Annotated in this window: 20 protein-coding genes; 9 read left to right on the top strand and 11 right to left on the bottom strand. The window is 66.7% G+C overall.

The features are described 5' to 3' along the window. Nucleotides 1–168: 168 nt before the first annotated feature. On the bottom strand, nt 169–1,080 hold the full coding sequence (locus JQ507_29100; protein ID QRI68902.1) for an NAD(P)-dependent oxidoreductase: 912 nt from the start codon (nt 1,078–1,080) through the stop codon (nt 169–171). 193 nt (nt 1,081–1,273) lie between these two features. Further along, nucleotides 1,274–1,657, bottom strand: a complete 384-nt coding sequence (locus tag JQ507_29095) for a carboxymuconolactone decarboxylase family protein (protein ID QRI68901.1) — start codon at nt 1,655–1,657, stop codon at nt 1,274–1,276. Nucleotides 1,658–1,829: 172 nt separating this feature from the next. On the opposite strand from JQ507_29095, the gene JQ507_29090 reads away from it, so the two are divergent. Continuing rightward, nucleotides 1,830–4,439 carry a TIGR02302 family protein gene (locus JQ507_29090; GenBank protein QRI68900.1) on the top strand — a complete coding sequence of 870 codons (2,610 nt, stop codon included), beginning with the start codon at nt 1,830–1,832 and terminating at the stop codon, nt 4,437–4,439. Between the two features lie 157 nt (nt 4,440–4,596). Here the strand turns inward: JQ507_29090 and JQ507_29085 are convergent, their stop codons facing one another. Continuing rightward, nucleotides 4,597–4,974, bottom strand: a complete 378-nt coding sequence (locus tag JQ507_29085) for a response regulator (GenBank protein QRI68899.1) — start codon at nt 4,972–4,974, stop codon at nt 4,597–4,599. Between the two features lie 37 nt (nt 4,975–5,011). Beyond that, nucleotides 5,012–5,869 carry a zinc-ribbon domain-containing protein gene (locus tag JQ507_29080; protein ID QRI68898.1) on the bottom strand — a complete coding sequence of 286 codons (858 nt, stop codon included), beginning with the start codon at nt 5,867–5,869 and terminating at the stop codon, nt 5,012–5,014. 125 nt (nt 5,870–5,994) lie between these two features. Between JQ507_29080 and ftsE the strand changes: the two genes are divergently transcribed. The 4 genes from ftsE (at nt 5,995) to JQ507_29060 (ending at nt 9,290) form a co-directional block, all read left to right on the top strand. Beyond that, nucleotides 5,995–6,690, top strand: coding sequence for a cell division ATP-binding protein FtsE (gene ftsE / locus JQ507_29075; protein ID QRI73566.1), 696 nt, complete (start codon nt 5,995–5,997; stop codon nt 6,688–6,690). Beyond that, entirely contained in the window at nt 6,683–7,654 is a 972-nt protein-coding gene (locus tag JQ507_29070) for an ABC transporter permease (protein ID QRI68897.1), read from the top strand. The genes ftsE and JQ507_29070 overlap by 8 nt, the downstream gene beginning before the upstream one ends. 156 nt (nt 7,655–7,810) lie before the next feature. Beyond that, complete coding sequence (locus JQ507_29065) at nt 7,811–8,530, top strand: YdcF family protein (protein QRI68896.1); 720 nt, start codon at nt 7,811–7,813, stop codon at nt 8,528–8,530. A 1-nt stretch (nt 8,531) separates the two neighbouring features. Then, nucleotides 8,532–9,290 carry a 1-acyl-sn-glycerol-3-phosphate acyltransferase gene (locus JQ507_29060; protein QRI68895.1) on the top strand — a complete coding sequence of 253 codons (759 nt, stop codon included), beginning with the start codon at nt 8,532–8,534 and terminating at the stop codon, nt 9,288–9,290. A gap of 9 nt (nt 9,291–9,299) precedes the next feature. On the opposite strand, the gene JQ507_29055 is transcribed toward JQ507_29060, so the two are convergent. From JQ507_29055 to JQ507_29045, 3 genes are all read right to left on the bottom strand, one after another. Continuing rightward, entirely contained in the window at nt 9,300–10,781 is a 1,482-nt protein-coding gene (locus JQ507_29055) for an aldehyde dehydrogenase (GenBank protein QRI68894.1), read from the bottom strand. 140 nt (nt 10,782–10,921) lie between these two features. Further along, nucleotides 10,922–14,224 carry an efflux RND transporter permease subunit gene (locus JQ507_29050; GenBank protein ID QRI68893.1) on the bottom strand — a complete coding sequence of 1,101 codons (3,303 nt, stop codon included), beginning with the start codon at nt 14,222–14,224 and terminating at the stop codon, nt 10,922–10,924. Between the two features lie 329 nt (nt 14,225–14,553). After that, nucleotides 14,554–15,159: a gamma-glutamylcyclotransferase gene (locus tag JQ507_29045; GenBank protein QRI68892.1), complete on the bottom strand. Its 606-nt coding sequence runs from the start codon at nt 15,157–15,159 to the stop codon at nt 14,554–14,556. A gap of 154 nt (nt 15,160–15,313) precedes the next feature. On the opposite strand from JQ507_29045, the gene JQ507_29040 reads away from it, so the two are divergent. Continuing rightward, nucleotides 15,314–16,501, top strand: a complete 1,188-nt coding sequence (locus JQ507_29040) for a DUF2125 domain-containing protein (GenBank protein QRI68891.1) — start codon at nt 15,314–15,316, stop codon at nt 16,499–16,501. A gap of 9 nt (nt 16,502–16,510) precedes the next feature. Here the strand turns inward: JQ507_29040 and JQ507_29035 are convergent, their stop codons facing one another. Continuing rightward, nucleotides 16,511–16,936 carry a GFA family protein gene (locus JQ507_29035; GenBank protein QRI68890.1) on the bottom strand — a complete coding sequence of 142 codons (426 nt, stop codon included), beginning with the start codon at nt 16,934–16,936 and terminating at the stop codon, nt 16,511–16,513. 410 nt (nt 16,937–17,346) lie between these two features. Here JQ507_29035 and JQ507_29030 point away from each other — a divergent pair, with 410 nt between their 5' ends. From JQ507_29030 to JQ507_29020, 3 genes are all read left to right on the top strand, one after another. Then, nucleotides 17,347–18,888 (top strand): hypothetical protein, encoded by a 1,542-nt coding sequence (locus JQ507_29030; GenBank protein ID QRI73565.1) that lies wholly within the window; start codon nt 17,347–17,349, stop codon nt 18,886–18,888. A gap of 40 nt (nt 18,889–18,928) precedes the next feature. Then, nucleotides 18,929–19,435 carry a hypothetical protein gene (locus JQ507_29025; GenBank protein ID QRI68889.1) on the top strand — a complete coding sequence of 169 codons (507 nt, stop codon included), beginning with the start codon at nt 18,929–18,931 and terminating at the stop codon, nt 19,433–19,435. Between the two features lie 82 nt (nt 19,436–19,517). Beyond that, the gene (locus JQ507_29020; GenBank protein QRI68888.1) at nt 19,518–20,507 is read left to right on the top strand and encodes a tripartite tricarboxylate transporter substrate binding protein; all 990 of its coding nucleotides are present in this window, start codon (nt 19,518–19,520) and stop codon (nt 20,505–20,507) included. 300 nt (nt 20,508–20,807) lie between these two features. Here JQ507_29020 and JQ507_29015 read toward each other — a convergent pair whose 3' ends face one another. Genes JQ507_29015 through JQ507_29005 form a run of 3 tightly spaced genes read right to left on the bottom strand, consistent with a single transcriptional unit; the run spans nt 20,808 to nt 23,748 of the window. Continuing rightward, nucleotides 20,808–21,740: a prephenate/arogenate dehydrogenase family protein gene (locus JQ507_29015; protein ID QRI68887.1), complete on the bottom strand. Its 933-nt coding sequence runs from the start codon at nt 21,738–21,740 to the stop codon at nt 20,808–20,810. 4 nt (nt 21,741–21,744) lie between these two features. After that, nucleotides 21,745–22,848 carry a histidinol-phosphate transaminase gene (locus tag JQ507_29010; GenBank protein QRI68886.1) on the bottom strand — a complete coding sequence of 368 codons (1,104 nt, stop codon included), beginning with the start codon at nt 22,846–22,848 and terminating at the stop codon, nt 21,745–21,747. A 36-nt stretch (nt 22,849–22,884) separates the two neighbouring features. Then, nucleotides 22,885–23,748, bottom strand: a complete 864-nt coding sequence (locus tag JQ507_29005; GenBank protein ID QRI68885.1) for a chorismate mutase — start codon at nt 23,746–23,748, stop codon at nt 22,885–22,887. Nucleotides 23,749–23,818: the final 70 nt, after the last annotated feature.

Below are 23,818 nucleotides of genomic sequence, written 5' to 3'. Positions count from 1 at the left end.
GCCGCATCAATAGTGTCGTCCTGGCGAAGGCCAGGACCCATAACCACCGCCCTTGATTGTTACACTGAGCTGGGGCTCCAGCTCAGCTACCCCACAAAATCCTGTGGTTATGGGTCCCGGGTCGCGCTTCGCTTGCCCGGGACGACAGCGTTTGTTTGGTCGACAGAGTCACTTCGCTGCGTGACTGCCGCCCTTGGCTCCGCCGACGATCACGCCCGCGGCCTTCTCGATCGGCTTGATTGCCGCAGTGAAATCCGACTCCGGTCCCTCGTCGCGGATGATGACCTCCCAGAGCCGGCCGACCGCTTCGGCGACTTCCATCGACAGCCCGAGCGCGCGCATCTCCTCGACGGCGAGGCGCACGTCCTTGACCATCAACCCGGTGGCGAAGCCGAAGTCGAAGCTGCGCGGCAAGACCGCGCGCGGAAACTTGTCGCGGCTCGCGGTGTTCAGCCCCGAGCCCGCATTGATGACGTCGATCATGACGGCCGGGTCCAGCCCGGACTTCACGCCCATCACCACCGCTTCCGAGGTCGCGACCATCGCGGTTGCGGAGAGGAAGTTGTTGGCCAGCTTCATGGTCTGGCCGGAGCCCGGCTTGGTGCCGATGAAGAACACCTTGCCGATGACGTCGAGCGCGCCCTTCACCAGCTCGAAATCGGCGCGCGGGCCCGACACCATCACCGCGAGCGTGCCCTTCTCGGCGCCTGACACACCACCGGAGACCGGGCTGTCGATCTGCACGATGTGCTTGTTCGCCAGCAGATCGTGGATCTTCACCGCCATCCGCGAGCCGACGGTGGAGAGATCGATGAAGCGCTTGACGCGCGTGCCCTCGATCACGCCGCCCGCACCGGTCGCGACCTCGAGCGAGGCTTGCAGCGACGGGAGACTCGCCATCACGGTCTCGACGCGGTCGGCGATGTCCTTGGGCGATGTCGCGGCCTGGGCGCCGAGCGCAACCAGCCTGTCGAGCGCGTCCTTGCTGGTGTCGAATACGGTGAGCTTGTGGCCGGCCTCGATCAGCCGGCGCGCCATCGGGAAGCCCATCTTCCCGAGGCCGATGAATCCGATTTCCATGGGTCGTTTCCTTTTCTTCGTTATGCGCGATATTCCGCGCCCCACACGCGATGTCGTCCTGGCGAAGGCCAGGACCCATTACCCCAGGAGCTTGTTGTTTCGCCGATCAGGGGCCACAGCTTTCGTAGCGATGACGTTCGGTGGTTATGGGTCCTGGCCTTCGCCAGGACGACGGCGGTAAGACAGCAGCGCCTCACGCCTTGTTGTCGAGTTCGGCGAACACTTCGCGCGCGATGCGGAAGCTGTCGACGCCGGCGGGGATGCCGGCATAGATCGAGACCTGCATGAAGATCTCGCGGATCTCGTCGCGGGAGACGCCGTTGGTCAGCGCGCCCTTGATGTGCGCCTTCAATTCGTGCGGCCGGTTCAGGATCGAGATCATGGCGAGGTTGAGCATGCTGCGGGTCTTGCGCGGCAGTTCCTCGCGGCCCCAGACCGCACCCCAGCAATATTCGGTGACGAGTTCCTGGAACGGCTTGTTGAAGCTGTCCGAGTTCTTCAGCGCATTGTTGACATAGGCCTCGCCGAGCACCGCCTTGCGGATTTCGAGCCCCTTGTCGTGCGTCTTCTGGTCCATATCGTTTCCTCGTGCGTTTAGGCTTGGGTTCGGTCCGGGAAGTTACGGGGTCGAACCGCCGCAGTCACGCCTTCGTGTTATGCGTATTTCCCGGTGTGGGTTACGTCGGGGAACGGGTGCCTCAAAGCCGCCGCCGTGCTAGGCTGACCTGCGGGCTACCCCGGAGATTTTATTGAGCGGAGCCAACATCGACCCGTCTGCCAACCCGTCAAGCGCCGCGCGCGACAGTGATGCGAGTGCACGGCTGAAGCTGACGCAACAGAGGCTCACCGAGGCCCTGCAGCGGGCAAAACTCGCGATTGCGTGGGAACGGGCCTGGCCGCATCTGGCGCGGTTCCTGACGGTCGTGGGTCTGTTCCTGGTCGCGTCCTGGGCCGGGCTTTGGCTGGTGCTGCCGTTTGCCGCACGGCTGGCCGGCGCCGGCCTGTTTGGGCTTGCCGCGCTCGCGACGCTGTTGCCGCTGCTGCGCTTCCGCTGGCCGAGCCGCGAGGAGGGGTTGAGCCGGCTCGACCGCGGCGTCGGCGTCCGGCATCGGCCGGCGACCACGCTTTCCGATACGCTCACCAACCAGGATCCGTTCGCGCTGGCGCTGTGGCAGGCGCAGCGCGAGCGCACGCTGGCGTCGATCAAGCGTATCCGTGCCGGCCTGCCGCGGCCGCGCGTCTCGCTGCACGATCCCTGGGCGCTGCGCGCGCTGGTCATCGTGATGCTGGTCGCGAGCTATGTCGCCGCCGGCGACGAACGCGGCCTGCGCGTCGCCTCCGCGTTCGACTGGAACGGCATCATGGCGCCGGCCAATGTCCGGGTCGATGCCTGGGTGACGCCGCCGAACTACACGGCCAAGCCGCCGATCATCCTGTCGAGTTCCAACAAGGACGCCAACGCGGCCGATGCGACCCCGCTCGCGGTTCCCTCGGGCAGCACGCTTCTGGTGCGCTCCAGCGGTGGCGCCATCGACGTCGTCGTGGGTGGCGGCGTCACCGAGGTCGCGCCCGAAGGGCAGGCGCCGAAGGGGACCAATGAGCGGCATTTCAAGATCACCGCCGACGGCACCGCGCATGTCCGCGCCCCGGCCGGCCAGCCGCAGTGGAAGTTCACCGCGACGCCGGACCGCCCGCCGTCGATTGCGCTGACCAAGGATCCGGAGCGGCAGGCGCGCGGCGCCTTGCAGATGTCCTACAAGCTCGAGGACGATTACGGCGTGACCGAAGCACGCGCGCAGTTCGCCGCGCGGCCCGCCGATGTGGCGAAGGATGCCGACGGCAAGGCCGCGCAGCGGCGGCCGCTGTTCGAGCCGCCGCAGTTTCCGCTGGTGCTGCCGAATGCCCGCACCCGTAACGGCGTCGGCCAGACCGTCAAGGATCTCAGCGAAGATCCCTACGCCGGCGCCGAGGTGACGCTGACGCTGACCGCCAAGGACGAGGCCGGCAATGAGGGCAAGAGCGAGCCCTTCAACATGCGCCTGCCGGAGCGGCTGTTCACCAAGCCCCTGGCGCGCGCGCTGATCGAGCAGCGCCGTATCCTGGCGCTCGACGCCAACCAGAACGGCCAGGTCTACGCCGCGCTCGATGCGCTGATGATCGCGCCGGAAATGTTCATGCCGGAGACCGGCTATTATCTCGGCCTCCACACCGTGGCCCGCCAGCTCGAGGCCGCGCGCACCGACGATCAGCTGCGCGAGGTCGTCGCCAGCCTGTGGGCGCTCGCCGTCACCATCGAGGACGGCAACATCAGCGACGTCGACAAGGCGCTGCGCGCGGCGCAGGACGCGCTCAAGCAGGCGCTGGAGCGCGGCGCGAGCGACGAGGAGATCAAGAAGCTCACCGACAATCTGCGCGCGGCGCTGGACAATTTCCTGCGCCAGATGGTCGAGCAGTTCCGCAACAATCCGCAGCAGCTCGCCCGGCCGCTCGATCCCAATGCCAAGGTGCTGAGCCAGCAGGACCTCAAGAACATGCTCGATCGCATGGAGCGGATGTCGCGCTCCGGCGACAAGGAGGCGGCGCGGCAGCTGCTCGAGCAGATGCAGCAGATGCTGGAAAACCTGCAGATGGCGCAGCCCAATCAGGGCGACGACGACATGCAGCAGTCGCTCAACGAGCTCGGCGACATGATCCGCAAGCAGCAGCAATTGCGCGACAAGACCTTCAAGCAGGGCCAGGATTCCCGCCGCGACCGCATGCGCGGCAAGCAGGGCGATCAGTCGATGGGTGACCTGCAGCAGGATCAGCAGGCGCTGCGCGACCGCCTGAAGAAGCTGCAGGAAGAGCTCGCCAAGCGCGGCATGGGGCCGGAGCAGCGCGGCCAGAAGGGCCAGAAAGGTCAGAAGGGCGATCAGGGCCAGCAGGGCGAGCAAGGCGACGATCAGGGTGACGATGGCGACGGGCTCGACCAGGCCGATTCCGCGATGGGCGATGCCTCCGGGCGGCTCGGCGAAGGCAATGCCGACGGCGCGGTGGATTCGCAGGGCCGCGCGCTGGATGCACTGCGCAAGGGCGCGCAGAACCTCGCCGATGCGATGCAGCAAGGCGACGGCGACCAGCAGGGCGACGGCCCCGGCAACCGCGTCGGCCGCCAGCAGAGCGGCGGCAACCAGACCGACCCGCTCGGCCGTCCGTTGCATGGCCGCGAATTCGGCGACGACTACACCGTGAAGATCCCCGGCGAGATCGACGTCCAGCGCGTCCGCCGCATCCTCGAAGAGCTGCGCCGCCGCCTCGCTGATCCGTCACGGCCGCAGATCGAGCTCGACTACATCGAGCGGCTGCTGAAGGATTATTGACATCACCGCACATTCCACTGGATCGCCCGGTTCAACCGGGCGATTTAGTCTCCCAGAGACGTCAGTGCTTGAATCGAGAAGCCGCGGCGTACTGGATGCCCCGCTTTCGCGGGGCATGACGAGGAGCAAATGAGGCGATTGCTTCGCTCGCGATGAACTACTGCGCCTTCCGCGCCGCCAGCGCGTCCGCCACGGCGGTGCGGATATCGGCGATCGAGAACGGCTTGGTCACCACGTCATGGACGATCGCCTCGAGGCCGGAGGCGCGTTCGCGCTGATGGGCGAAGCCGGTCATCAGCAGGATCTTCAATTCGGGAAAGTCGCGCGCCGCGGTCAGCGCCAGCGCGATGCCGTCCATCACGGGCATCTGGATGTCGGTGAGCAGGAGGTCGAAGGCGCCGTCATGGCGCGTCAAAACCTCCAGCGCCTCGGCGCCGTCCTGCGCGGTCACGGTCTCGTGGCCGTCCATGGCGATGGCGCGCGCCACCAGCGAGCGCATCGAATCTTCGTCGTCGGCGATCAGAACACGCGTCATGGTGAGTGTCGGTTCCCGCAAGTGTTGGCGCGCAGCCTCAGGCGCGGCCGCCGGTGAGGTCATGCTTGTTGAAGAAGCGTACGTCGATATTGCGGCCTTCGGGCGGCGGCGAGGCGAGGCGCGACTTGAAGAAGGCGCGTTCGCCGGGATTGAGCACCGGCTGCTCCAGCACCGCGTTCCAGGCATAGATCTCGGCACCCTGCGCGTCGCGGACCGAGAAGCGCAGCCGCGGCAGTTCGACCGGTTTCCTGGTCTGGCCGACGATCATGCCCTCGATCACCAGGACCGGCTTGCCGTCCACGGTCTCGTTGGTGATCTTGAGGTCCTTGAAGGCGAGGCCGCGCAGATTCACGTCGAGCCCGACCATCTTGTAGAACAGCGCGGTCTGCGGCAGCAGCCGCACCACGTCGTTGCGCCAGACGAACAGCGCGATGATCAGCGCGGCCATCGCGGCGCAGGTGGTCGGCAGCGCGCCGATCACCGGCATGAACGGAATCCGGGGCAGGGAGGGCAGGCGGAACAGGCGGGGAAGCAGGTGGAAACGGCGCTTTCCGGTCGCCTCCGCGCCGTCGGTATGGGCAGCGGCGTCCGCCTCGGCCACCGCCGGCCACGCGGTCGCTGCGTCGCTCCCCTCGGGCAGATCGGCCGAAATCGAGGGGCTCTCGACCACCGGGGTCTCGTCAGCCTCCTCGCGGCCCATCGCGTCCCATTCGGCGGCCAGATCGGAGCCCGCGGACTGATAGGCCAGGGTCGGCGCCGTCGCCCCGATCGCATCCTCCGGCCGGGCCAGCCAGACCTCGCGGCAACGGGAACAACGGACGGTGCGTCCGGCCTCCCCGAGGGTCGCCGGATTGATGGCATAGGATGTTGTACAGTGCGGGCAAACGATATGCATGGAGCCGAATCTCCACCGTGTGGTATGCCCGGATGCTACCGAGCGACCGTTAACGAATCGGAAACCATAACCGACGCACAAGCTTTCTGTGCGGTTCGCGGCCGGTCGGGCCGCCAGTATGGGGTATCGGGCCAAAGGCCCTCTCGAACGGAGCTAGCGCATTGGTTCGGTTCGAAAATGTCGGTCTGCGCTACGGGCTCGGCCCGGAGATTTTGCGCGACCTCTCCTTCATGATCCCGGCGCACTCGTTCCAGTTCCTCACCGGTCCGTCCGGCGCGGGCAAGACCTCGCTGCTGCGGCTGCTGTTCCTGTCGCTGCGGCCGACCCGCGGGCTGGTCAATCTGTTCGGCAAGGATGTCTCGCTGCTGAGCAAGGACCAGGTCGCCGACCTGCGCAAGCGGATCGGCATCGTGCTGCAGGATTTCCGCCTGCTCGACCACATGACCACCTATGAGAACGTCGCGCTGCCGTTCCGCGTCATGGGCCGCGAGGAATCGACCTATCGCCGCGAGGTGATCGACCTGTTGAAATGGGTCGGCCTCGGCGAGCGCATGGACGCGCTGCCGCCGATCCTGTCGGGCGGTGAGAAGCAGCGCGCCGCGATCGCGCGCGCGGTGATCTCGCGGCCGCAATTGCTGCTGGCGGACGAGCCGACCGGCAGCGTCGATCCGACGCTCGGGCGCCGCCTGCTGCGGCTGTTCATCGAGCTCAACAAATCGGGCACCGCGGTCATCATCGCGACCCACGACATCACGCTGATGGATCAATACGAGGCGCGCCGGCTGGTGCTGCATCAGGGACGGCTGCACATCTATGAGTAGGAGCGGCGACGAGAAAGTGTCGTTGGTCGATCTCGGGCGCGAGCGTCCGCAGGTTCCGGCCACGGCGCGCAACATGTCGCCGATCGTGCCGCGCGCCTCGATCTCCGGCCGCGCGCTGGTCGCGGTGGTCGCGATCATGACCTTCCTCGCCTCGCTGACCACGGGCACCGTGCTGCTGGTCAGCGCGTCGGCGGCCGAGTGGCAATCGGAAGTCTCGAGCGAGATCACCATCCAGGTGCGTCCTTCGCCGGGCCGCGACCTCGATCGCGACGCGCAGGCGGCTAGCGATGCGATGCGGGCGCAGTCCGGCATTCTCGAGGTCCGTCCGTTCAGCAAGGAGGAGAGCGCCAAGCTGCTCGAGCCGTGGCTCGGCAGCGGGCTCTCGATCGACGAACTGCCGGTGCCGCGCGTGATCGTGGCGCGGGTGCAGCCCGGCACCACGCTCGATCTCGCGAGCTTGCGCGCGCGGGTGACGCAGGTGGCGCCGACCGCGAGCGTCGACGATCACCGCGCCTGGATCGAGCGCATGCGCTCGATGACCGGCGCCACGGTGTTCGCGGGCGTCGGCATCCTGATCCTCGTGATCGTCGCCACGATCATTTCGGTGTCGTTCGCCACCCGCGGCGCGATGGCCGCCAATCGTCCGATCGTCGAGGTGCTGCATTTCGTCGGCGCCGGCGACAGCTTCATCGCCAACCGCTTCCTGCGGCACTTCCTCCGGCTCGGCCTCGAAGGCGGGCTGATCGGCGGCGGCGCGGCGATGCTGGCGTTCGGCTTCTCCGAGTCGATCGCCAACTGGTTCTCCGGCACGCCGGTGGGCGACCAGTTCGCGGCGCTGCTCGGCACCTTCTCGCTGCGTCCGTCGGGCTATCTGGTGCTGGCGCTGCAGGCGGTGCTGATCGCGGCGATCACCGCATGGGCGTCGCGGCGCACCCTGTTCGCCACGCTCGACGACATCGACTGACGGCCGCGTCACGATGGCGGCGATTTCGTGATCGCGGTTTCGCGGAGCAGGTGTGATCCGGCGTGCGCGCGCGCAGGTCCCGGCCGGCGGCAAAACCGGTTTCCACTTTTCCGGATCATGCTCTAAAATCCCCGGGGGGAAGGGTAACCGCATCACATGAGTTCGCAGCCCGACGATACGTCGCCGAATGGCCATGCCGCGCGCCAGCGCGGCTGGCTGCGCGCCGCCGTCGTCGCGCCGCTGGCGCTGGCCTTCGTGGCCGCCGCCGTCGGCTTCATCGCCTTCCTGTCGCAATTGCGCGGCGTCGAGACCGATCCGCCGCACAATGCCGACGGCATTGTGGTGCTGACCGGCGGCTCGTCGCGGGTGTCGGACGCGATGGAGCTGCTGGCCGCGGGATACGGCAAGCGCCTGTTGATCTCGGGCGTGCATCCGACCAACGAGGCCAGCGATATTTCGCGTTCGGTGCCGGACAGCCAGGGGCTGATGCGCTGCTGCGTCGATCTCGACCGCTCGGCGGTCAACACCCGCAGCAACGCGGCGGAGACGCGGCGCTGGGCGCGCGAGCGCGGCTTCAAGTCGCTGATCGTGGTGACCTCGAACTACCACATGCCGCGCGCGATCGTGGAACTGTCGCATGCGATGCCGGACGTCACGCTGATCCCGTTCGCGGTGGTCGGCGACAAATGGCGCGACGAACCCTGGTGGACGAGTGGCGGAACGTTCCGTCTCTTGCTATCGGAATACGCCAAATATGTCGCCGCCGAGGTCCGGGTGCGGCTCGCCGACCTCGGGCTCGACCTGACCTCCGATCTCGCCGAGCCGACAGCCACGCCGCGCCGCCCGGCGACCGCGCAGGCGTCAAACAAGGACTGAAATGATCTTCCTGCGCTCGCTGATCTTCAACGTGCTGTTCTATCTGGTGCTGGTGCTGCTCTGCATCGTCGCGCTGCCGGCGCTGCTGCTGCCGCGCGGGGCGCTGATGGCGATCGAGGCGGCGTGGGCCAACACCAGCCTGTTCCTGATGCGCGTGATCTGCAACATCCGGATCGAGTTCCGCGGCGTCGAGAAGATTCCGGCGGGACCGCTGGTCGTCGCCTCCAAGCACCAGTCGTTCTGGGAGACGTTTGCGCTGGTGCGCTTCTTCGAGCATCCGCTGTTCATCCTCAAGCGCGAGCTGATGATGATCCCGGTGTTCGGCTGGTACCTGAAGAAGGTCGGCATGATCTCGGTCGAGCGCGGCGGCGGGCCGCGCTCGCTGATCAAGACGCTGAAGCGCGCCGCGGCCGAGGTGAAGCTCGGCCGGCAGCTCGTGATCTTCCCCGAGGGGACCCGCACCGCGCCCGGCGCCGAGCCAAGCTACAAGGCCGGCGTCGCGCAGATCTATGCCGAGAGCGGCGTGGCATGTCTGCCGATCGCGCTCAATTCCGGCCTGTTCTGGCCGCGCCGCACCTTCATGCGCTATCCCGGCACACTGGTGGTCGAATTCCTCGATCCGCTGCCGCCGGGCCTGCCGCGCGACGAGTTCATGACCCGCCTGCGCGAGGCGATCGAAACCGCCACCACCCGCATCGTCGAGGCCGGCCGCGCCGAGCAGGCGAAGCTGTTCGGCGGCGTGCCGGGTGCGAAGGGGTAGGGCTGGAAGTCACCGCATCACGAACGGATTGGCCGGCACGTCGGTCGCGGTCGAGATCCACACGCTCTTGGTCTCCTGATATTCGCGCACCGCGTCGATGCCGCTTTCGCGGCCGACGCCGGAAAACTTCATGCCGCCGAACGGCATCATGTAGCTGATGGCGCGGTAGGTGTTGACCCATACCGTGCCGGCGCGGAGCTGCTTCGGCACGCGGATGGCGCGGGCGAGGTCCTTGGTCCAGATGCCGGCGGCAAGGCCGTAGATGGTGTCGTTGGCGATCCGGACGGCGTCTGCCTCGGTGTCGAACGAGATGATCGACAGCACCGGCCCGAACACCTCCTCGCGCGCGATCCGCATCGAATTGTCGACATCGGTGAAAATCGTCGGCTCGACGAATTGCCCGCCCTTGATGCCGTCGCCGGAGGCAGGCCTCCCGCCGAGCAGGCAGCGCGCGCCTTCCGCCTTGGCGATATCGATGTAGTCGAGCACCTTCTTGTATTGCGCGGGTGTGGTGATCGGCCCGACATTGGTATCTGCTTGCATGGGGTCGCCGATCTTGGCGGACTTGGCGAGCTCCAGCACCCGCGCGACGAATTGCTCCTTGATCGAGCTCTGCACCAGCAGGCGCGAGCCGGCGATGCAGGTCTGCCCTGTGGCTGCGAAGATGCCGGAGATCGCGCCGGCGGCGGCGGCCGTGAGGTCGGCATCCTCGAACACGATGTTGGGCGACTTGCCGCCGAGCTCGAGCGAGACGCGCTTCAGGCTCTTGGCCGCGGTCTCGTAGACCTTTGCGCCTGTGGTGTCCGACCCCGTGAAGGTGATCTTGGCGACGCCGGGATGTGAGATCAGCGCCGAGCCGGCCTCGGGACCGAAGCCGGTCACCACGTTGAAGATGCCGTCGGGAATTCCAGCTTCCTTGGTCAGCGCGGCGAATTCCAGTGTGCTGGCCGAGGTGAATTCCGAGGGTTTCACGATCACGGCGCAGCCGGCCGCGAGCGCGGCGGCGCATTTCCAGGCGACGAACAGCAACGGCGAATTCCACGCGGTCAGCGCTGCGACGACGCCGACCGGCTCGTGCGTCGTGTAGGCGAAGGTCTCCGCCTTGTCGATCGGCACCAGGCCGCCCTCGAGCTTGTCGACGAGGCCGCCGAAATACCACCACCATTCCGGATGGTAGCGGAGCTGGCCCAGCATCTCGGCCATCAGCTTGCCGTTGTCCCGCACCTCGATCTCGGCGAGGCGTTCGGCATTGGCGGCGACGAGGTCGCCGAGCTTGCGCATCGCCTTGCCGCGGGCGGAGGCCGTCATCTTCGCCCACGGGCCGTTCCACATCGCCTCGTTGGCGGCCTTCACCGCTTTGTCGGCATCGGCGGCCGTGCCGCGCGGAATCTTCGCCCAGGCCTCGCCGCGATAGGGATCGATGGTGTCGAACCATTCGCCATTGACCGGGTCGACATACTGGCCGTTGATGTAGAGCTGATAGGTTTTCATGACATCCTCCCGCAGCGATTGGATTGGGTTTCCCAAACGCTATCACGCCTTGCGCGACGCCGTCATAACGCGGCCGCGGGAATGGGTTGCAGCCGGCTGGGGCGTCGCGCGTGCGGCGCGGCAAGCTCGGTGCGGGTCTGTCAACGACTGGCGGCGCTTGTCGCCGCGCGGCGGGCACGGCGTGCCGCCCGGCGCCGCTGGGTCCAGAGCCGCGCGCGGTCGAGATAGAGATAGACCACCGGCGTGGTGTAGAGCGTCAGGATCTGGCTCAGGATCAGGCCGCCGAAGATCGCGATGCCAAGCGGCTGGCGCAGCTCGCTGCCTTCGCCGAGCCCGATCATCAGCGGCACCGCGCCGAACAGCGCGGCGAGCGTCGTCATCATGATCGGGCGGAAGCGCATCAGGCAGGCCTCGTAGATCGCGTCGCGCGACGACAGCCCGCGCTGGCGCTCGGCGTCGAGCGCGAAGTCGATCATCATGATCGCATTCTTCTTCACGATGCCGACCAGGAGGATCACCCCGATCATGCCGATGATGTCGAAATCGGTGTGCGACACCATCAAGGCCGCCACCGCGCCGACGCCGGCCGAGGTCAAGGTGGAGAGGATGGTCAGCGGGTGGACGTAGCTCTCATAGAGCATGCCGAGCGAGATGTAGATCGTCGCGAGCGCTGCGAGAATCAGGAACAGCTCGTTCGCCAGCGCCTGCTGAAAGACCTTCGCGGAGCCCGCAAACCCGCCGGAAATGCTGGCCGGCATGTTGATCGCGTGCATCGCATTCTCGATCGTGGTGGTCGCCGTGCTCAGCGAGACGCCGGGCGGCAGGTTGAAGGAGACGGTGCTGGCGACCAGCAGGTCCTGGTGATTGACCGCGAGCGGCGTCTCGCCATGCTCGAAGCGCGCGACGCTCGACAGCGGGATCATGGTCTCGGCGTTAGTCGAGACCGCGGTTCCGGTCGAGGCGACGCCCTTGCCGGTGGCGCCGATCGAGTTGGTGGCCTGGTTGCGCACCACATTGGCGGCGATCGAATTGAGCGAGCTCTTCTGCGACGAGGAGGCGACCGTTCCGGCCACCGCATTGGTGCTCTGGGTGCCGGTCGCCGACCCGCCCGAGGTCGAGATATAGACCTCCTTCAGGGTCTGCGGGTCCTGCGAGAAGCGCGGCGCGACCTCCATGATCACGTGATACTGGTTGCGCGCGACGAAGATGGTCGAGACCTGGCGCTGTCCGAACGCATCATAGAGCGTGTTGTCGAGCTGGCTGACGGTGATCCCGAGCCGCGAGGCGGCGTCGCGATCGATCACGAGGTTGGCCTGCAACGCCCGGTTCTGCTGATCGCTGTTGACGTCGGCGAGCGTCGGCTCCTTCTGCAGCGCGGCGACGAGCTTCGGCGTCCACTCGTTCAATTCCTCGAAGGTCGAGCCCTTCAGCGTGTACTGATACGCGGCGTTGCCGGAGCGCCCGCCGGCGCCGAGATCGCCGATCGATTGCAAGAACAGGGTGGCGCCGGCCACGCTTGCCAACGGCTCGCGCAGCCGCTCGATCACCTTGTCGGCGCGCAGCCTGCGCTCGTCCATCGGCTTCAGCGAGGCGAACACGGTGCCGGTGTTGGTGCCGCCCGGTCCGACGCCGCCGCCGCCGGTGAAGCCGACCGCGGTATCGACCGCCGGATCGGCCTTCACGATGTCGATGAACTGGGTCAGCTTCTGCTGCATCAGCTGGAACGAGGTGCTCTGGTCGGCCTGGATCGAGCCGATCAGGAGCCCGGTATCCTGCTGCGGCACGAAGCCCTTTGGCACGACCCGATAGAGGTGGAAGTTCAGATAGAGCGTCGAACCGAGGATCAGCATCACCAGCAGCGGGTGGCGCAGCGCGAGGCCGAGCGTCGCGCGGTAGCCGCCCAGCATCAGCTCGAACACGCGTTCGTTGATGCGGTAGATCCGGCCGTGCGGCTGGCCTTCCTCTTCCTTGCGCAGCAGCACGGCGCACATCATCGGCGTCGTGGTCAGCGAGACCACCAGCGAGATCACGATCGCGATCGTGATCGTCATGGCGAATTCGCGGAACAGGCGGCCGACCAGGCCGCCCATCAGCAGGATCGGTACGAACACCGCGATCAGCGACACGCTCATCGACAGCACGGTGAAGCCGACCTCGCGGGTGCCGACCAGGGTCGCCTCCAGCCGCGACAGTCCGGCATCCATGTGGCGGGTAATGTTTTCCAGCACCACGATGGCGTCGTCGACCACGAAGCCGGTCGCCACCGTCAGCGCCATCAGCGAGAAGATGTCGAGTGTGTAGCCGAGCAGATACATCATGGCGAAGGTCGCGATCAGCGACACGCCGACCGCCACCACAGGCACCAGCGTCGCCCGCGCATTGCGCAGGAAGGCGAACACGACCAGGATCACCAAAGCGACCGCGATCAGCAGCGTGATCTCGACGTCATGCAGCGAGGCCCGGATCGTCTTCGAGCGGTCGACCGCGAGCGTGAGGTCGATCGCGGGCGAGACCGAGGCCTTCAGCTGCGGCATCAGCCCCTTCACAAGGTCGACCATCTTGATGATGTTGGCGCCGGGCTGCCGGTACACGATCATCACAACGGCCGGCTTGCCGTTGGCGAGGCCGAGCGTGCGCGCATTCTCCACGGAGTCGATGACGTCGCCGACGTCGGTCAGCCGCACCGCTGCGCCGTTGCGGTAGGCGACGACCAGCGGCTTGTAGTCGGCGGCCTTCCGCGCCTGGTCGTTGGCGTAGATCTGGTAGCGCTGGTCGCCGACGTCGATGCCGCCCTTCGGGCTGTGCGCATTGGCGCTCGACAGCGCGGCGCGGACGTCCTCGAGCCCGATGCCGTATTTGTAGAGCGCCGGCGGGATCAGCTCGACGCGCACCGCGGGCAGCGAGCCGCCGCCGACCGAGACTTCGCCGACGCCCTCGACCTGCGACAGCTTCTGCGCCAGCACGGTCGAGGCGGCGTCATAGAGCTCGGCCGGTGTCAGGGTGTCCGAGGTCAAAGTGTAGATCAGGATCGGCGCCGAGGCCGGGTTGAACTTGCGGTAGGTCGGGTTGGCGCGAAGGTTGGTCGGCAGGTCAGCCCGCGCCGCGTTGATCGCGGCCTGCACGTCGCGCGCGGCGCCGTTGATGTCGCGGTCGATGTCGAATTGCAGCGTGATGCGCGCGGAGCCGAGCGAGGACGTCGAGGTCATTTCGGTGACGCTGGCGATCTGGCCGAGATGGCGTTCCAGAGGGCTCGCCACGGTGGCGGCGACGTCGGCCGGGCTCGCGCCAGGCAGGGTCGCCTGCACCATGATGGTCGGGATGTCGACGTCGGGCAGCGGCGACACCGGCAGCTTGAAGAACGCAATGACGCCCGCCACCACCAGTCCGAGAGACAGCAGCGTGGTGCCGACCGGCCGGCGGATGAAGGGGGCGGAGAGGTTCATTGCATCAGTGTCGATGTTCGCGGATGAGCTTCTATCCGTCCGCGCCGCGATGCAAAAGCCTAAATGTCACAGCGCGCTGCCTTAGAGAAGCCGCGATGTGTCGGATGCGCAGTGCCGCGGACCGAAAAAGCGCGATCTGGCAACAAGCCGTTTACAAAGCCCGATCGAGGCAGCTGATGGAGAGGGGGCGCGCGGACGATTTGCGTAGGATGGATGGAGCGAGGCGATACCCATCGCCTCATTGCGTGGATGCGGTTGATGGGTATCGCTGCGCTCCACCCATCCTACGAGATCAGCCTGATGCAGCGATATCGCCGTCCGGCCGCGCCTCAGTTCGGATCCACGTCATCCGCCGCACGCGCATCCCGATGCAGCGGGCCTGCGTCGTGCAGCATCGCCGCGAGCTGGTGCAGCTGCGCGTCGCGCAGGCCCTGCTTCTCGATCGCGGCGACGGTCGAGAGCACATAGTCGCGGTTGTTGCCGGAGCGGCCATAGCCCTGCAGCACCAGGCGCTGCTGCTCGGCCAGCGACAGCCGCCCGGCATATTGCACATGGCCGCGATCGACCACGTAGGCCAGCGCCGAGACCCGATCGCGTGCCGCGTTCTCCAGCCACACCGAGCGCATCACCTCGCGGTAGACATTGGTGGTCTGCTCGCGCGCTCGCAAATAGGCGATGGTGTCGTGGCGCAGGCGGGCGGCGACGCGGAACGCGATGCCGCGGCAGGCGCCGCCGCGGTCGAGCCCGAGCACCAGGCCTGGCTTCTCCGGCGTGCCGCGATGGTCGAACGAATAGACGCAGAGCGCGCGATGCTCGCCGATCAGCCGCGCCGGCACCTGCTCCAGGAACTCGAAGCCCGGCTTCCACATCAACGAGCCGTAGCCGAACACCCAGAGGTCGCCGTCGGTTTCGGAATGGGGAGGATTTGCTGACATCGCGCAGATGGGCTAGCAGAACGGGCCGTCGAAGCGAAGCAGATTCCGTGATGTTTCCAAGGGTTGCGGGAGGGTTGCGCGAAGGTTGCGTAAGGCTTGCCCGCGGCCTGCTGCCGCTTAGATTTTGACAAATTCGCGCTCCAAAGGACGCCGCATGTCCGATTCGACCTCTGCTCCCCGCCGCCGCTCGCGCTTCGGCCTCTATGCCGTCCCCGTCGCGGTCCTGATCGCCGCGGTGCTGTGGAGCGGTTTCTGGTTCTTCGCCGCCTCGCAGGTCGGCGTGCAGGCCGATGCCTGGCGCGCGCAGGAGGCGAAAGCCGGCCGGGTCTATGATTGCGACAGGCGCTCGGTGGCGGGTTACCCGTTCCGGCTCGAGATCCGCTGCGAGCAGCCGAGCGTGATGCTGGTGTCGCAGACCGCCTCGCCGCAGATGTCGTTCGTGGCGCGGCTGGCCGAGATTCTGGTCGTGGCGCAGATCTACGATCCCAAACTCGTGATCGCGGAGTTCAAGGGCCCGGCCACGGTCGCCGAGCGCAACGCGCAGCCGACGCTGTCGGTCGACTGGCGCCTCGGACGCGCCAGCGTGGTCGGCCTGCCGGCGGTGCCGCAGCGCGCCTCGCTGGTGTTCGACGATCTCGCCATCGATCGCACCGGCGGTGCCGCGCCGACGCCGCTGATGCGCGTCAATCACATCGAGCTGCATGGCCGCCAGGTCGAGGGTTCGGCGCCGGATAACCCCGCGATCGAGGCCGTGTTGCAGATTGCCGGCGGTACCTTGCAGGAGGTGCATCCGCTGCTCACCCAGCCGTTCAACGCCGACATCCATGCGCGCCTGAACGGGCTGAAGGATTTCTCGCCGAAGCCGTGGCCGGATCGTTTCCGCGAGATCCAGGCCGCCGGCGGCAGCGTCGAGATCCAGCAGTCGCGGATCGAACAGGGCGACGTGCTGTCGGTCGCGGCCGGCACACTGCGCCTCAACGCGCAAGGCCGCATCGAGGGCGAGTTGCAGATGACGGTCGCCGGCCTCGAGCGTGTCATTCCCGCGCTCGGCATCGACAAGATGCTGGAGGACGGCGTGCCGCAGGCAACGCTCGATCGCGTCGCGCCTGGCGTAAAGAGCCAGGACCTCAGCAATCTGTTCGGCGCGCTGGATCGCGCGATCCCCGGCCTCGGCAAGGTGATCAAGCAGAACGCCAATGCCGGCATCTCCGCCGGCATCAATTCGCTCGGCACCGAGGCCACGCTCGAAGGCAAGAAAGCGCGCAGCTTCCCGCTCCGCTTCGCCGACGGCGCGGTGTTTCTGGGCCCGCTGAAGGTCGCGCAGATCCCGCCGCTGTTCTGAGCAGCGTGCTCAGTCGGCCGGGATGAAGCGGAGCGTGCCGGCGCGACGCGTCGGCTTGCCGGTGTCGTTGGTGTGATTGACGCCATCCATGACCGGCACGTCAGGGAAATCGAACGGGCTGACCCCGTCCAGGCAGGCCACGTTGACGGCATAGAGGTTCTGGTCGGACCGCCGTTGGTGATGGGTGTAGATTCCGCAGCGGGAACAGAAGAAGTGCTGCGCCGATCCGGTATGGAAGCGGTAGCTTGTCAGCGCGTCCTCGCCTTGCAGGAATCTGATCCCGCCCATCTCGGCCATGGCGACGACGGCGCCGCGCATGCGGCAGTAGGAGCAGGTGCAGCGGCGGATCGAGTTGAAGCCGTCGCTGAGCGCCACCTCGAAGCGCACGGTGCCGCAATGGCACTGGCCAGTCCGAATGTTCGTGCCGTCCGCCATGTTGTGTGCCCCTGTTGATCGCCTGACCGCGACATGGACGTACCGCCAAAATCCGAGCCGGACAATCCGGTAAAAACTCGCGCATAGCGCGAGAAAAACTCACGCCAAGGCGCGACGTCGGCCTTGCCGCTTCGCAGGGCGGATTTGCCGCAACGCGTCATCCGCCGTCCTTCAGCGCCGGCTGTGCGGCGCATTGCGCTTCGCTGATCCACCCCACGATTCATTAAACCCTCGCGCGCGATATCGTCCATCACGGCAATCTATTCCCGCGGCCGCGATGAGAAAAACGTGACCGCAATCTTGCGGGCCGCCGCGAATATCATTCCCCGAGTACCGCTCTCTCTCGCCTGAGGAAACAACCTCGTGTGGAGGAAGCGATGCGAATTCTCGGGGGAATTCTGCTCGGCAGCATGCTGCTGTCGACAGGTCCAGTGTTGGCGGAAGACGATGCGTCCGAGCTGCGGGCCCTGAAGGCACGTCTCAGGCAGCTCGAACAGAAGATGGAAGTGCAGGCCCGCAAGGAGGAGGCGCTGGCAGCACGACAGAGCGCGATGCAAGACACGAGGATGGCGGCCAAGGCGCCGGTGCCGTTCGATCCCTGCGCATCGGGCAAGCTCTGCTACAAGGGCGTGACCTTCACCTTCGGCGGCTGGGTCGATCTCACCGGCATCTACCGCACCCGCAATCTTGCTTCCGACACGGGCTCGGTCTACGCCTTCATTCCGTTCCCGCAGAGCAAGAATTTCAACACCGGCGAGTCGCGCTTCTCGGCGCGGCAAACCCGTTTCTCGGTGCTTGCGGAAGCCGAGGTGTTCGCCAACACCCGCGTCGCCGGCTATGGCGAACTGGATCTCGAGGGAGCCGCACAGACGGCGAATTCGGTCGCGACCAACTCCTTCAACCCCCGGCTGCGGCAGGCCAGTGTCGAGATCAGCCGCAGCGATCTCGGCTTGCACGTCCTTGCCGGTCAGAGCTGGTCGCTGAACGCGCCGAGCAAGGCGGGTATCGATCCGCGTGGCGTCGATGCGCCCGGCGTGATCGATTTCGAATCGGTGCCCGGCTTCCTCGCGGCGCGGCAGCCCGGCATCCGCGTCTGGCAGGATATCGGGCCCGAATTCAAGCTCGCCGTCTCGGCGGAAAATCCGCAGACCTCGTTCTTCGGCGGCAACGCGCCGCTGGTCGGCACGCCCGCGGTCGGGCCGCAGGGCGTGCTCAATCCGAACCTGCTGGTCAACCTCACCGGGCCGGGCGGCAGCTTCTTCAACAACGCCAATAATGTCAGCCTCAATCACGTGCCTGACTTCACCGTGAAGGGCGCCTGGGATCCGCGGCTCGGCGCTTACAAGCTGCATGTCGAGGGCTGGGCGATGTACCGCGACTTCTACGATCGCTTCAACTTCGCCAATCACGACGTCAGCACGGTGAGCTTCGGCGGGCATTTCTCGGCGGAGATCGTGCCGAAGCTCTTGGAGCTGCAAGGCTCCGCGTCGCACGGCGCGCTCGGCCGCTTCACCGCGGCGCCGTTCCCGGACGCCACGGTGCGCCAGGACGGCACGATCCAGCCGCTGCCGATCACCGCATTCCTGCTCGGCACGGTCTGGCACACGACGCCGTCGCTCGATCTCTACGCCTATGCCGGCCTCGAGAAGACCAAGCCGACGTTCTCCAATGTCGGCACGGTGCCGTTCGGCTACGGCAATCCGCTCTACAACAATCTCGGCTGCAACATCGAGAACTCGCCGGCCGCGACCTGCAACGGCAACACCTCGGAGGTCAGGCAATACACCGCCGGCTTCTATGACACGATCTTCAAGGGCGATTACGGGGCGATCAAGGCCGGCATCCAGTACTCCTACAACCAGCGCTTCGCCTTCGCAGGTGTCGGCGGCGCGCCGAGGACCGACGACCACATCATCATGTCGCAGATCCGCTACTACCCGTTCTCGCCGTAGCAACGGAGAGCGCGCGCAGGGCCGTCAAAGGAGACCGCACATGAGGATCGTGAGCAGAAAGGAGAGGGCCATGATCGCTCGCGAGTTGCTGATGGTCAGCCGCGCCGCGCATGTGCTGCAGCGAACCGGCCTGGCGATGGCCGGCGCCATGGGCGGCACCTTCGTTGCCGCCCAGCTCGCGAGGGGGCACATCGCATTCTTCGGTACGCTGGCCTTCATCGCGACGACGATCGTGATCGGTGCCGTCGGCTTCTATCTCGGCATCGATGTTCCGCGGCCGCCGATGCGCGCCACCGGGCGCATCGATGCCGTCGAGCTCATGAGCGCTGGCGGCATCTTCCTCGCCGCGCTGGCTGCGCTGGTGTCGGTCTACGGCATCATCTTCGACGAGATTCCGCCGCGGGCCTGGGAGTTCGTGATCGGCTCGTGGTGGTTCGGCGGCATTGTCATGCTGGCAACCGCCGGCCTGCTCGGTCGCCGGCGGCCAACGCAGAAGGTTGCCGCGATGTCGGCGGGGCCGATCCGGGATCAACGGTTGCGACGGTGAGCGTGCCCTGCTGCGCCAATCTGTCCCGTAGCTGCGACCCGCCGATACGATACCCTCACCGAAAAATCGGGGAGGAACCAGAATGCCAGCGAAGATTAGCCGCCGTCACCTCATCACGGCCGGTGCTGCGGCGGCCGCGATGCCTTGGCTGTCGCGCGGGGCCTCGGCGCAGGGCGCGTGGCCGTCGCGGCAGATCCGCATGATCTGCAGCTACCCGGCCGGCGGACAGACCGACCTCCTGGCGCGCGCCTTCGGCGAGTTCATCGCGAGGCAGGTCGGGCAAACCGTCGTCATCGAGAACAAGGCCGGCGCGTCCGGTTCGATCGGCGCCGCGGAAGTCGCGCGCTCAGCGCCCGACGGGCACACTATCCTGTGCTCGATCTCGACTACCTATGTGATGAACCGGGCGATGATGAAGAACCCCGGCTACGACATGGACAAGGATCTGACCTTGGTCAGCGTCATTCCGGGCGGCGGGTTGCTGCTGGTCGCGAGCCCGAAACTCGGCGTCAAGACGCTCGCGGAATTCGTCGCGTATGCGCGCAGCAGCGGCAAGGTGAACTTCGGCACCTACAGCGCGGGCTCCGCCCCGCACATGACGATCAACGAGCTCAACAAGCAATACGGCCTCAACATCGAGCCGATCCATTATCGCGGTGAAGCGCCGATGTGGACGGGCTTGGCGGAAGGCACGCTCGATGTTGCGATGGGCAGCTACACCGCGGCGCAGACCGTGCTGCAAAGTGGCCGCGGCGTCGTCTTCGCCGTGCACGCGAAGAAGGTTGATGCGATCCCCGAGATCAAGACGCTGCCCGAACAGGGCACGACATCGAAATTCTTCACCGTGAGCGGCTTCTCCGGCTGGGCCTTGCCGAAGGCGACGCCGCAGCCGATCGTCGATCGGCTCGCCGAGCTCTGCGTCGCCGCCAACAACGATCCGAGGGTGAAGGAGGTGCTCGCGACCTTCGTGCTCGAGCCCGCAATCGGCTTCAAGGACAGCAATGCGCTCTATCAGCGCGAATTGCCGGTCTGGATGGAGGCCGCGCAATCGCTCGGCCTGCCGCCGGCGTAAGTCGTTCGGAATTGTAGGATGGGTAGAGCGCAGCGAAACCCATCGATCACACTCGCTGCGCCAATGATGGGTTTCGCTGCGCTCTACCCATCCTACGGTGCTGCGACGACGCCGTGTGTTTGATATCTTGAATCGAGAACCATCCTCATCGTCGTCCCGGCGAAGGCCGAGACCCATTACCCCAAATCGCAATTGTTGTGCGACGCTGGGACCACGATCCCCGTTCGCAAGCAAATGCGGTGGTTATGGGTCCTGGCTTTCGTCAGGACGACGATGTGGGGAAAGCTGCGTGCCCGACTGCTACTTCTGCAAATTCGCGTGCGGACGGCCGAAGTCGGGCGCGGCGGAGTCCTGGCCGGTCTCGACGATGCCGCGGCGGATGGCGCGGGTACGGGTGAAGTGGTCGAACAGCGCTTCGCCGTCGCCGCGGCGGATCGCGCGGGTCAGCTTCGACAGATCCTCGGTGAAGGTGCCGAGCATCTCGAGCACGGCGTCCTTGTTGGCGAGGAACACGTCGCGCCACATCGTCGGGTCCGAGGCCGCGATGCGGGTGAAGTCGCGGAAACCGCCGGCGGAGAACTTGATGACCTCGGATTCCGTCACCTGCGCCAGCTCGTCGGCGGTGCCGACGATGGTGTAGGCGATCAGATGCGGCAGATGGCTGGTGATCGCGAGCACGAGGTCATGATGATCCGGCGTCATGATCTCGACCTTGGCGCCGAGCGCGGCCCAGAACGCGCGCAGCCGGTCGGTCGCGGCGGGATCGGCGCCTTCCGGCGGCGTCAGGATGCACCAGCGGTTGATGAACAGCTCGGCGAAGCCGGAATCCGGACCGGAGTTCTCGGTGCCGGCGACCGGATGCGCGGGGACGAAATGCACGCCTTCAGGCAGATGCGGCGCCATGTCCTTGACGACGGCGCCCTTCACCGAGCCGACGTCGGAGACGATGGCGCCGGGCTTGAGATGAGCGGCGATCTCGGCCGCGACCGGGCCGCAGGCGCCGACGGGGATGCAGAGGATGACGAGATCGGCATCCCTGACGGCCTCGACATTGGTTGCGACGACGCGGTCGACGATGCCGAGCTCGGCGACCCGCGCGCGCGTCTTCTCCGAGCGCGCGGTGGTCACGATCTCGCCGACGAGGCCCTGCGCGCGCGCGCCGCGCGCAATCGAGCCGCCGATCAGCCCGAAGCCGATCAGCGCGATGCGGTTGAAAAGCGGAGCCGTGGTCACGTCGTCACTTTCCGGTTCCGGCCAGGAAGTCGCGCAGCCCCTCGACCACGAGGCGGTTGGCTTCCTCGGTGCCAATGGTCATGCGCAGCGCATGCGGCAGCTTGTAATTGTTGAGCGCGCGCAGCACGAGGCCGCGTCGCGTCAGATAGGCGTCGGCTTCGGCGGCGGTCCTGCCCTTGTCGGTCGGGAAGTGGATCAGCACGAAATTGGCGACGCTCGGCGTCACCTTGAGGCCGAGCTTGCCGATCTCCTCGGTCAGCCAGTTGCGCCATTGTTCGGTGTGGGTCCGCGACATCTGCACGTGCGCAGTGTCCTCGATCGCCGCCACCGCCGCCAGCATCGCAGGGGTCGTGACGTTGAACGGGCCGCGGATCCGGTTGCAGGCATCGACGATATGCGCCGGGCCGAACATCCAGCCGACCCGCAGCGCGGCGAGGCCGTGGATCTTGGAGAAGGTGTGCGTCACCACCGTGTTGTCGGTGGTCGCGACCAGCTCGATGCCGAGCTCGTAGTCGTTGCGCGAGACGTAGTCGGCGTAAGCCGCGTCGAGCACCAGCAGCACATTTGAGGGCAAGGCGGCACGGAGCCGCTTGACCTCGTCGAACGGGATGTAGGTGCCGGTCGGATTGTTCGGGTTGGCGAGCCAGACCAGTTTTGTGCGCGGCGTCACCACCTTGAGGATGGCGTCGACATCGGCGGTGAAATTGCTTTCGGCCGCGATCACGTTCCTGGCGCCGTTCGCCATGGTGGCGATCGGGTAGACCAGGAAGCCGTGGGTGGTCGAGATCGCCTCGTCGCCGGGCGCGAGATAGGTGTGCGCCAGCAGATTGAGGATCTCGTCGGAGCCGGCGCCGCAGATGATGCGGTCGGGATCGAGGCCGTAGGCGCGGCCGATCGCCTCGCGCAGCACACGCGAGGTGCCCTCCGGATAGTCCTCGAGATGGTCAGCCGCGGCCTTGTAGGCCGCGATCGCCTGCGGCGACGGCCCGAACGGCGTCTCGTTGGCGGACAGCTTGAACACCTTGCGGCCCGGTTCCGGCACCGGGCTCTTGCCGGGTGTGTAGGGCGCAATATCGAGAATGCCGGGGTTCGGCACAGGGCGGGACATCATCTACTCCGATGGGCGGACGGGCCGATGCTTAATCTAGCTCTTGGCCGATCCGTTAGAGGGCACCGTATAGCGCGTTGCGTGGCTGCCGACGAGGGCCGAAGAGCGCACCGAGGCGCCGGCCTTGATCAAGGCGAGCTTGATGGCCTCGAAACCCTTGCTCTCAGGGCCTTGCCCGGCGACCGAGACCAGCAGCGCCGCGCCGTCGAAGGCGGTGTCGGGGACCGCCACGATCTCGGCGAGCGGCGCCAGCGCGCGGGCGACGTCGGCGTTCCAGCCGGAGACGCGCACGCTCCAGGTCTGCACCTCCGTCACCATGGCGTCGTCGGCGACCCGCGAGATCAGGAACACCGGCAGCGCGGCGGGATGGTCGGCGCGTTCGAGGAACGGCAGCCGCGCGATGATCTTCGGCGCGCCATCGGCCTCCAGCGCATTCCACCACGGCGTGCGGCTCGCGATCGCGGAGACCAGCGCGAGATCGCCCTTCGATTTCGCCGCCGCCTCGACCGCGGCCTGGGCGCTGAAATGCGAGACGTAGGGCACCACGAAGCCGAAGTGAAACCGCGCCGAGTCGCGCATCGCCTGCTCGCCGACGGAGACATCGGCATGCACGGCGAATGGCGCCTGCACATAGGTGAAGGTCGAGATGATGACCCGCCAGATGCCCTCGATGGTGTCGAGCGGCAGGATGCCGCGATGGCGCTGCACCAGCTCGCGCATCATGCTGGCCTCGCGCGCCGGACGGAACGCCGAGCCCACCTCCTGGGTCTTCTTGACCTGGATCAGGCGGTCGATGATGTCGCCGCGCGCCATCAGCAGGCGGTGAACCTGTTCGTCGATCGCATCGATCTCCTTGCGCAGCTCCTGCAGCGTAGGCGGCGACGGGGGTGGGTTGGACATGCTCTCAAACCTTGTCGTCCGAGCGGCCCGATGCCGCGTCAGACAGGGCTCCTGATTAGGAAAGACGGCC

Origin of the sequence: Bradyrhizobium sp. PSBB068, from assembly GCA_016839165.1 — a bacterium.
GTDB lineage: Bacteria > Pseudomonadota > Alphaproteobacteria > Rhizobiales > Xanthobacteraceae > Bradyrhizobium.
Note: the sequence above shows the minus strand (reverse complement) of the source record. Positions and strands in the feature narration are given on the sequence as shown.

What these genes read in the sequence shown, in the direction of transcription:
- JQ507_29045 (QRI68892.1), bottom strand. Translation starts at nt 15,159, where the DNA reads ATGTCAGCAAATCCTCCCCATTCCGAAACCGACGGCGACCTCTGGGTG.
- JQ507_29060 (QRI68895.1), top strand. Translation starts at nt 8,532, where the DNA reads ATGATCTTCCTGCGCTCGCTGATCTTCAACGTGCTGTTCTATCTGGTG.
- JQ507_29025 (QRI68889.1), top strand. Translation starts at nt 18,929, where the DNA reads ATGAGGATCGTGAGCAGAAAGGAGAGGGCCATGATCGCTCGCGAGTTG.
- JQ507_29050 (QRI68893.1), bottom strand. Translation starts at nt 14,224, where the DNA reads ATGAACCTCTCCGCCCCCTTCATCCGCCGGCCGGTCGGCACCACGCTG.
- JQ507_29040 (QRI68891.1), top strand. Translation starts at nt 15,314, where the DNA reads ATGTCCGATTCGACCTCTGCTCCCCGCCGCCGCTCGCGCTTCGGCCTC.
- JQ507_29020 (QRI68888.1), top strand. Translation starts at nt 19,518, where the DNA reads ATGCCAGCGAAGATTAGCCGCCGTCACCTCATCACGGCCGGTGCTGCG.
- JQ507_29005 (QRI68885.1), bottom strand. Translation starts at nt 23,748, where the DNA reads ATGTCCAACCCACCCCCGTCGCCGCCTACGCTGCAGGAGCTGCGCAAG.
- JQ507_29030 (QRI73565.1), top strand. Translation starts at nt 17,347, where the DNA reads ATGCTGCTGTCGACAGGTCCAGTGTTGGCGGAAGACGATGCGTCCGAG.
- JQ507_29065 (QRI68896.1), top strand. Translation starts at nt 7,811, where the DNA reads ATGAGTTCGCAGCCCGACGATACGTCGCCGAATGGCCATGCCGCGCGC.
- JQ507_29010 (QRI68886.1), bottom strand. Translation starts at nt 22,848, where the DNA reads ATGTCCCGCCCTGTGCCGAACCCCGGCATTCTCGATATTGCGCCCTAC.
- JQ507_29035 (QRI68890.1), bottom strand. Translation starts at nt 16,936, where the DNA reads ATGGCGGACGGCACGAACATTCGGACTGGCCAGTGCCATTGCGGCACC.
- JQ507_29055 (QRI68894.1), bottom strand. Translation starts at nt 10,781, where the DNA reads ATGAAAACCTATCAGCTCTACATCAACGGCCAGTATGTCGACCCGGTC.
- JQ507_29070 (QRI68897.1), top strand. Translation starts at nt 6,683, where the DNA reads ATGAGTAGGAGCGGCGACGAGAAAGTGTCGTTGGTCGATCTCGGGCGC.
- JQ507_29085 (QRI68899.1), bottom strand. Translation starts at nt 4,974, where the DNA reads ATGACGCGTGTTCTGATCGCCGACGACGAAGATTCGATGCGCTCGCTG.
- JQ507_29095 (QRI68901.1), bottom strand. Translation starts at nt 1,657, where the DNA reads ATGGACCAGAAGACGCACGACAAGGGGCTCGAAATCCGCAAGGCGGTG.
- JQ507_29100 (QRI68902.1), bottom strand. Translation starts at nt 1,080, where the DNA reads ATGGAAATCGGATTCATCGGCCTCGGGAAGATGGGCTTCCCGATGGCG.
- JQ507_29080 (QRI68898.1), bottom strand. Translation starts at nt 5,869, where the DNA reads ATGCATATCGTTTGCCCGCACTGTACAACATCCTATGCCATCAATCCG.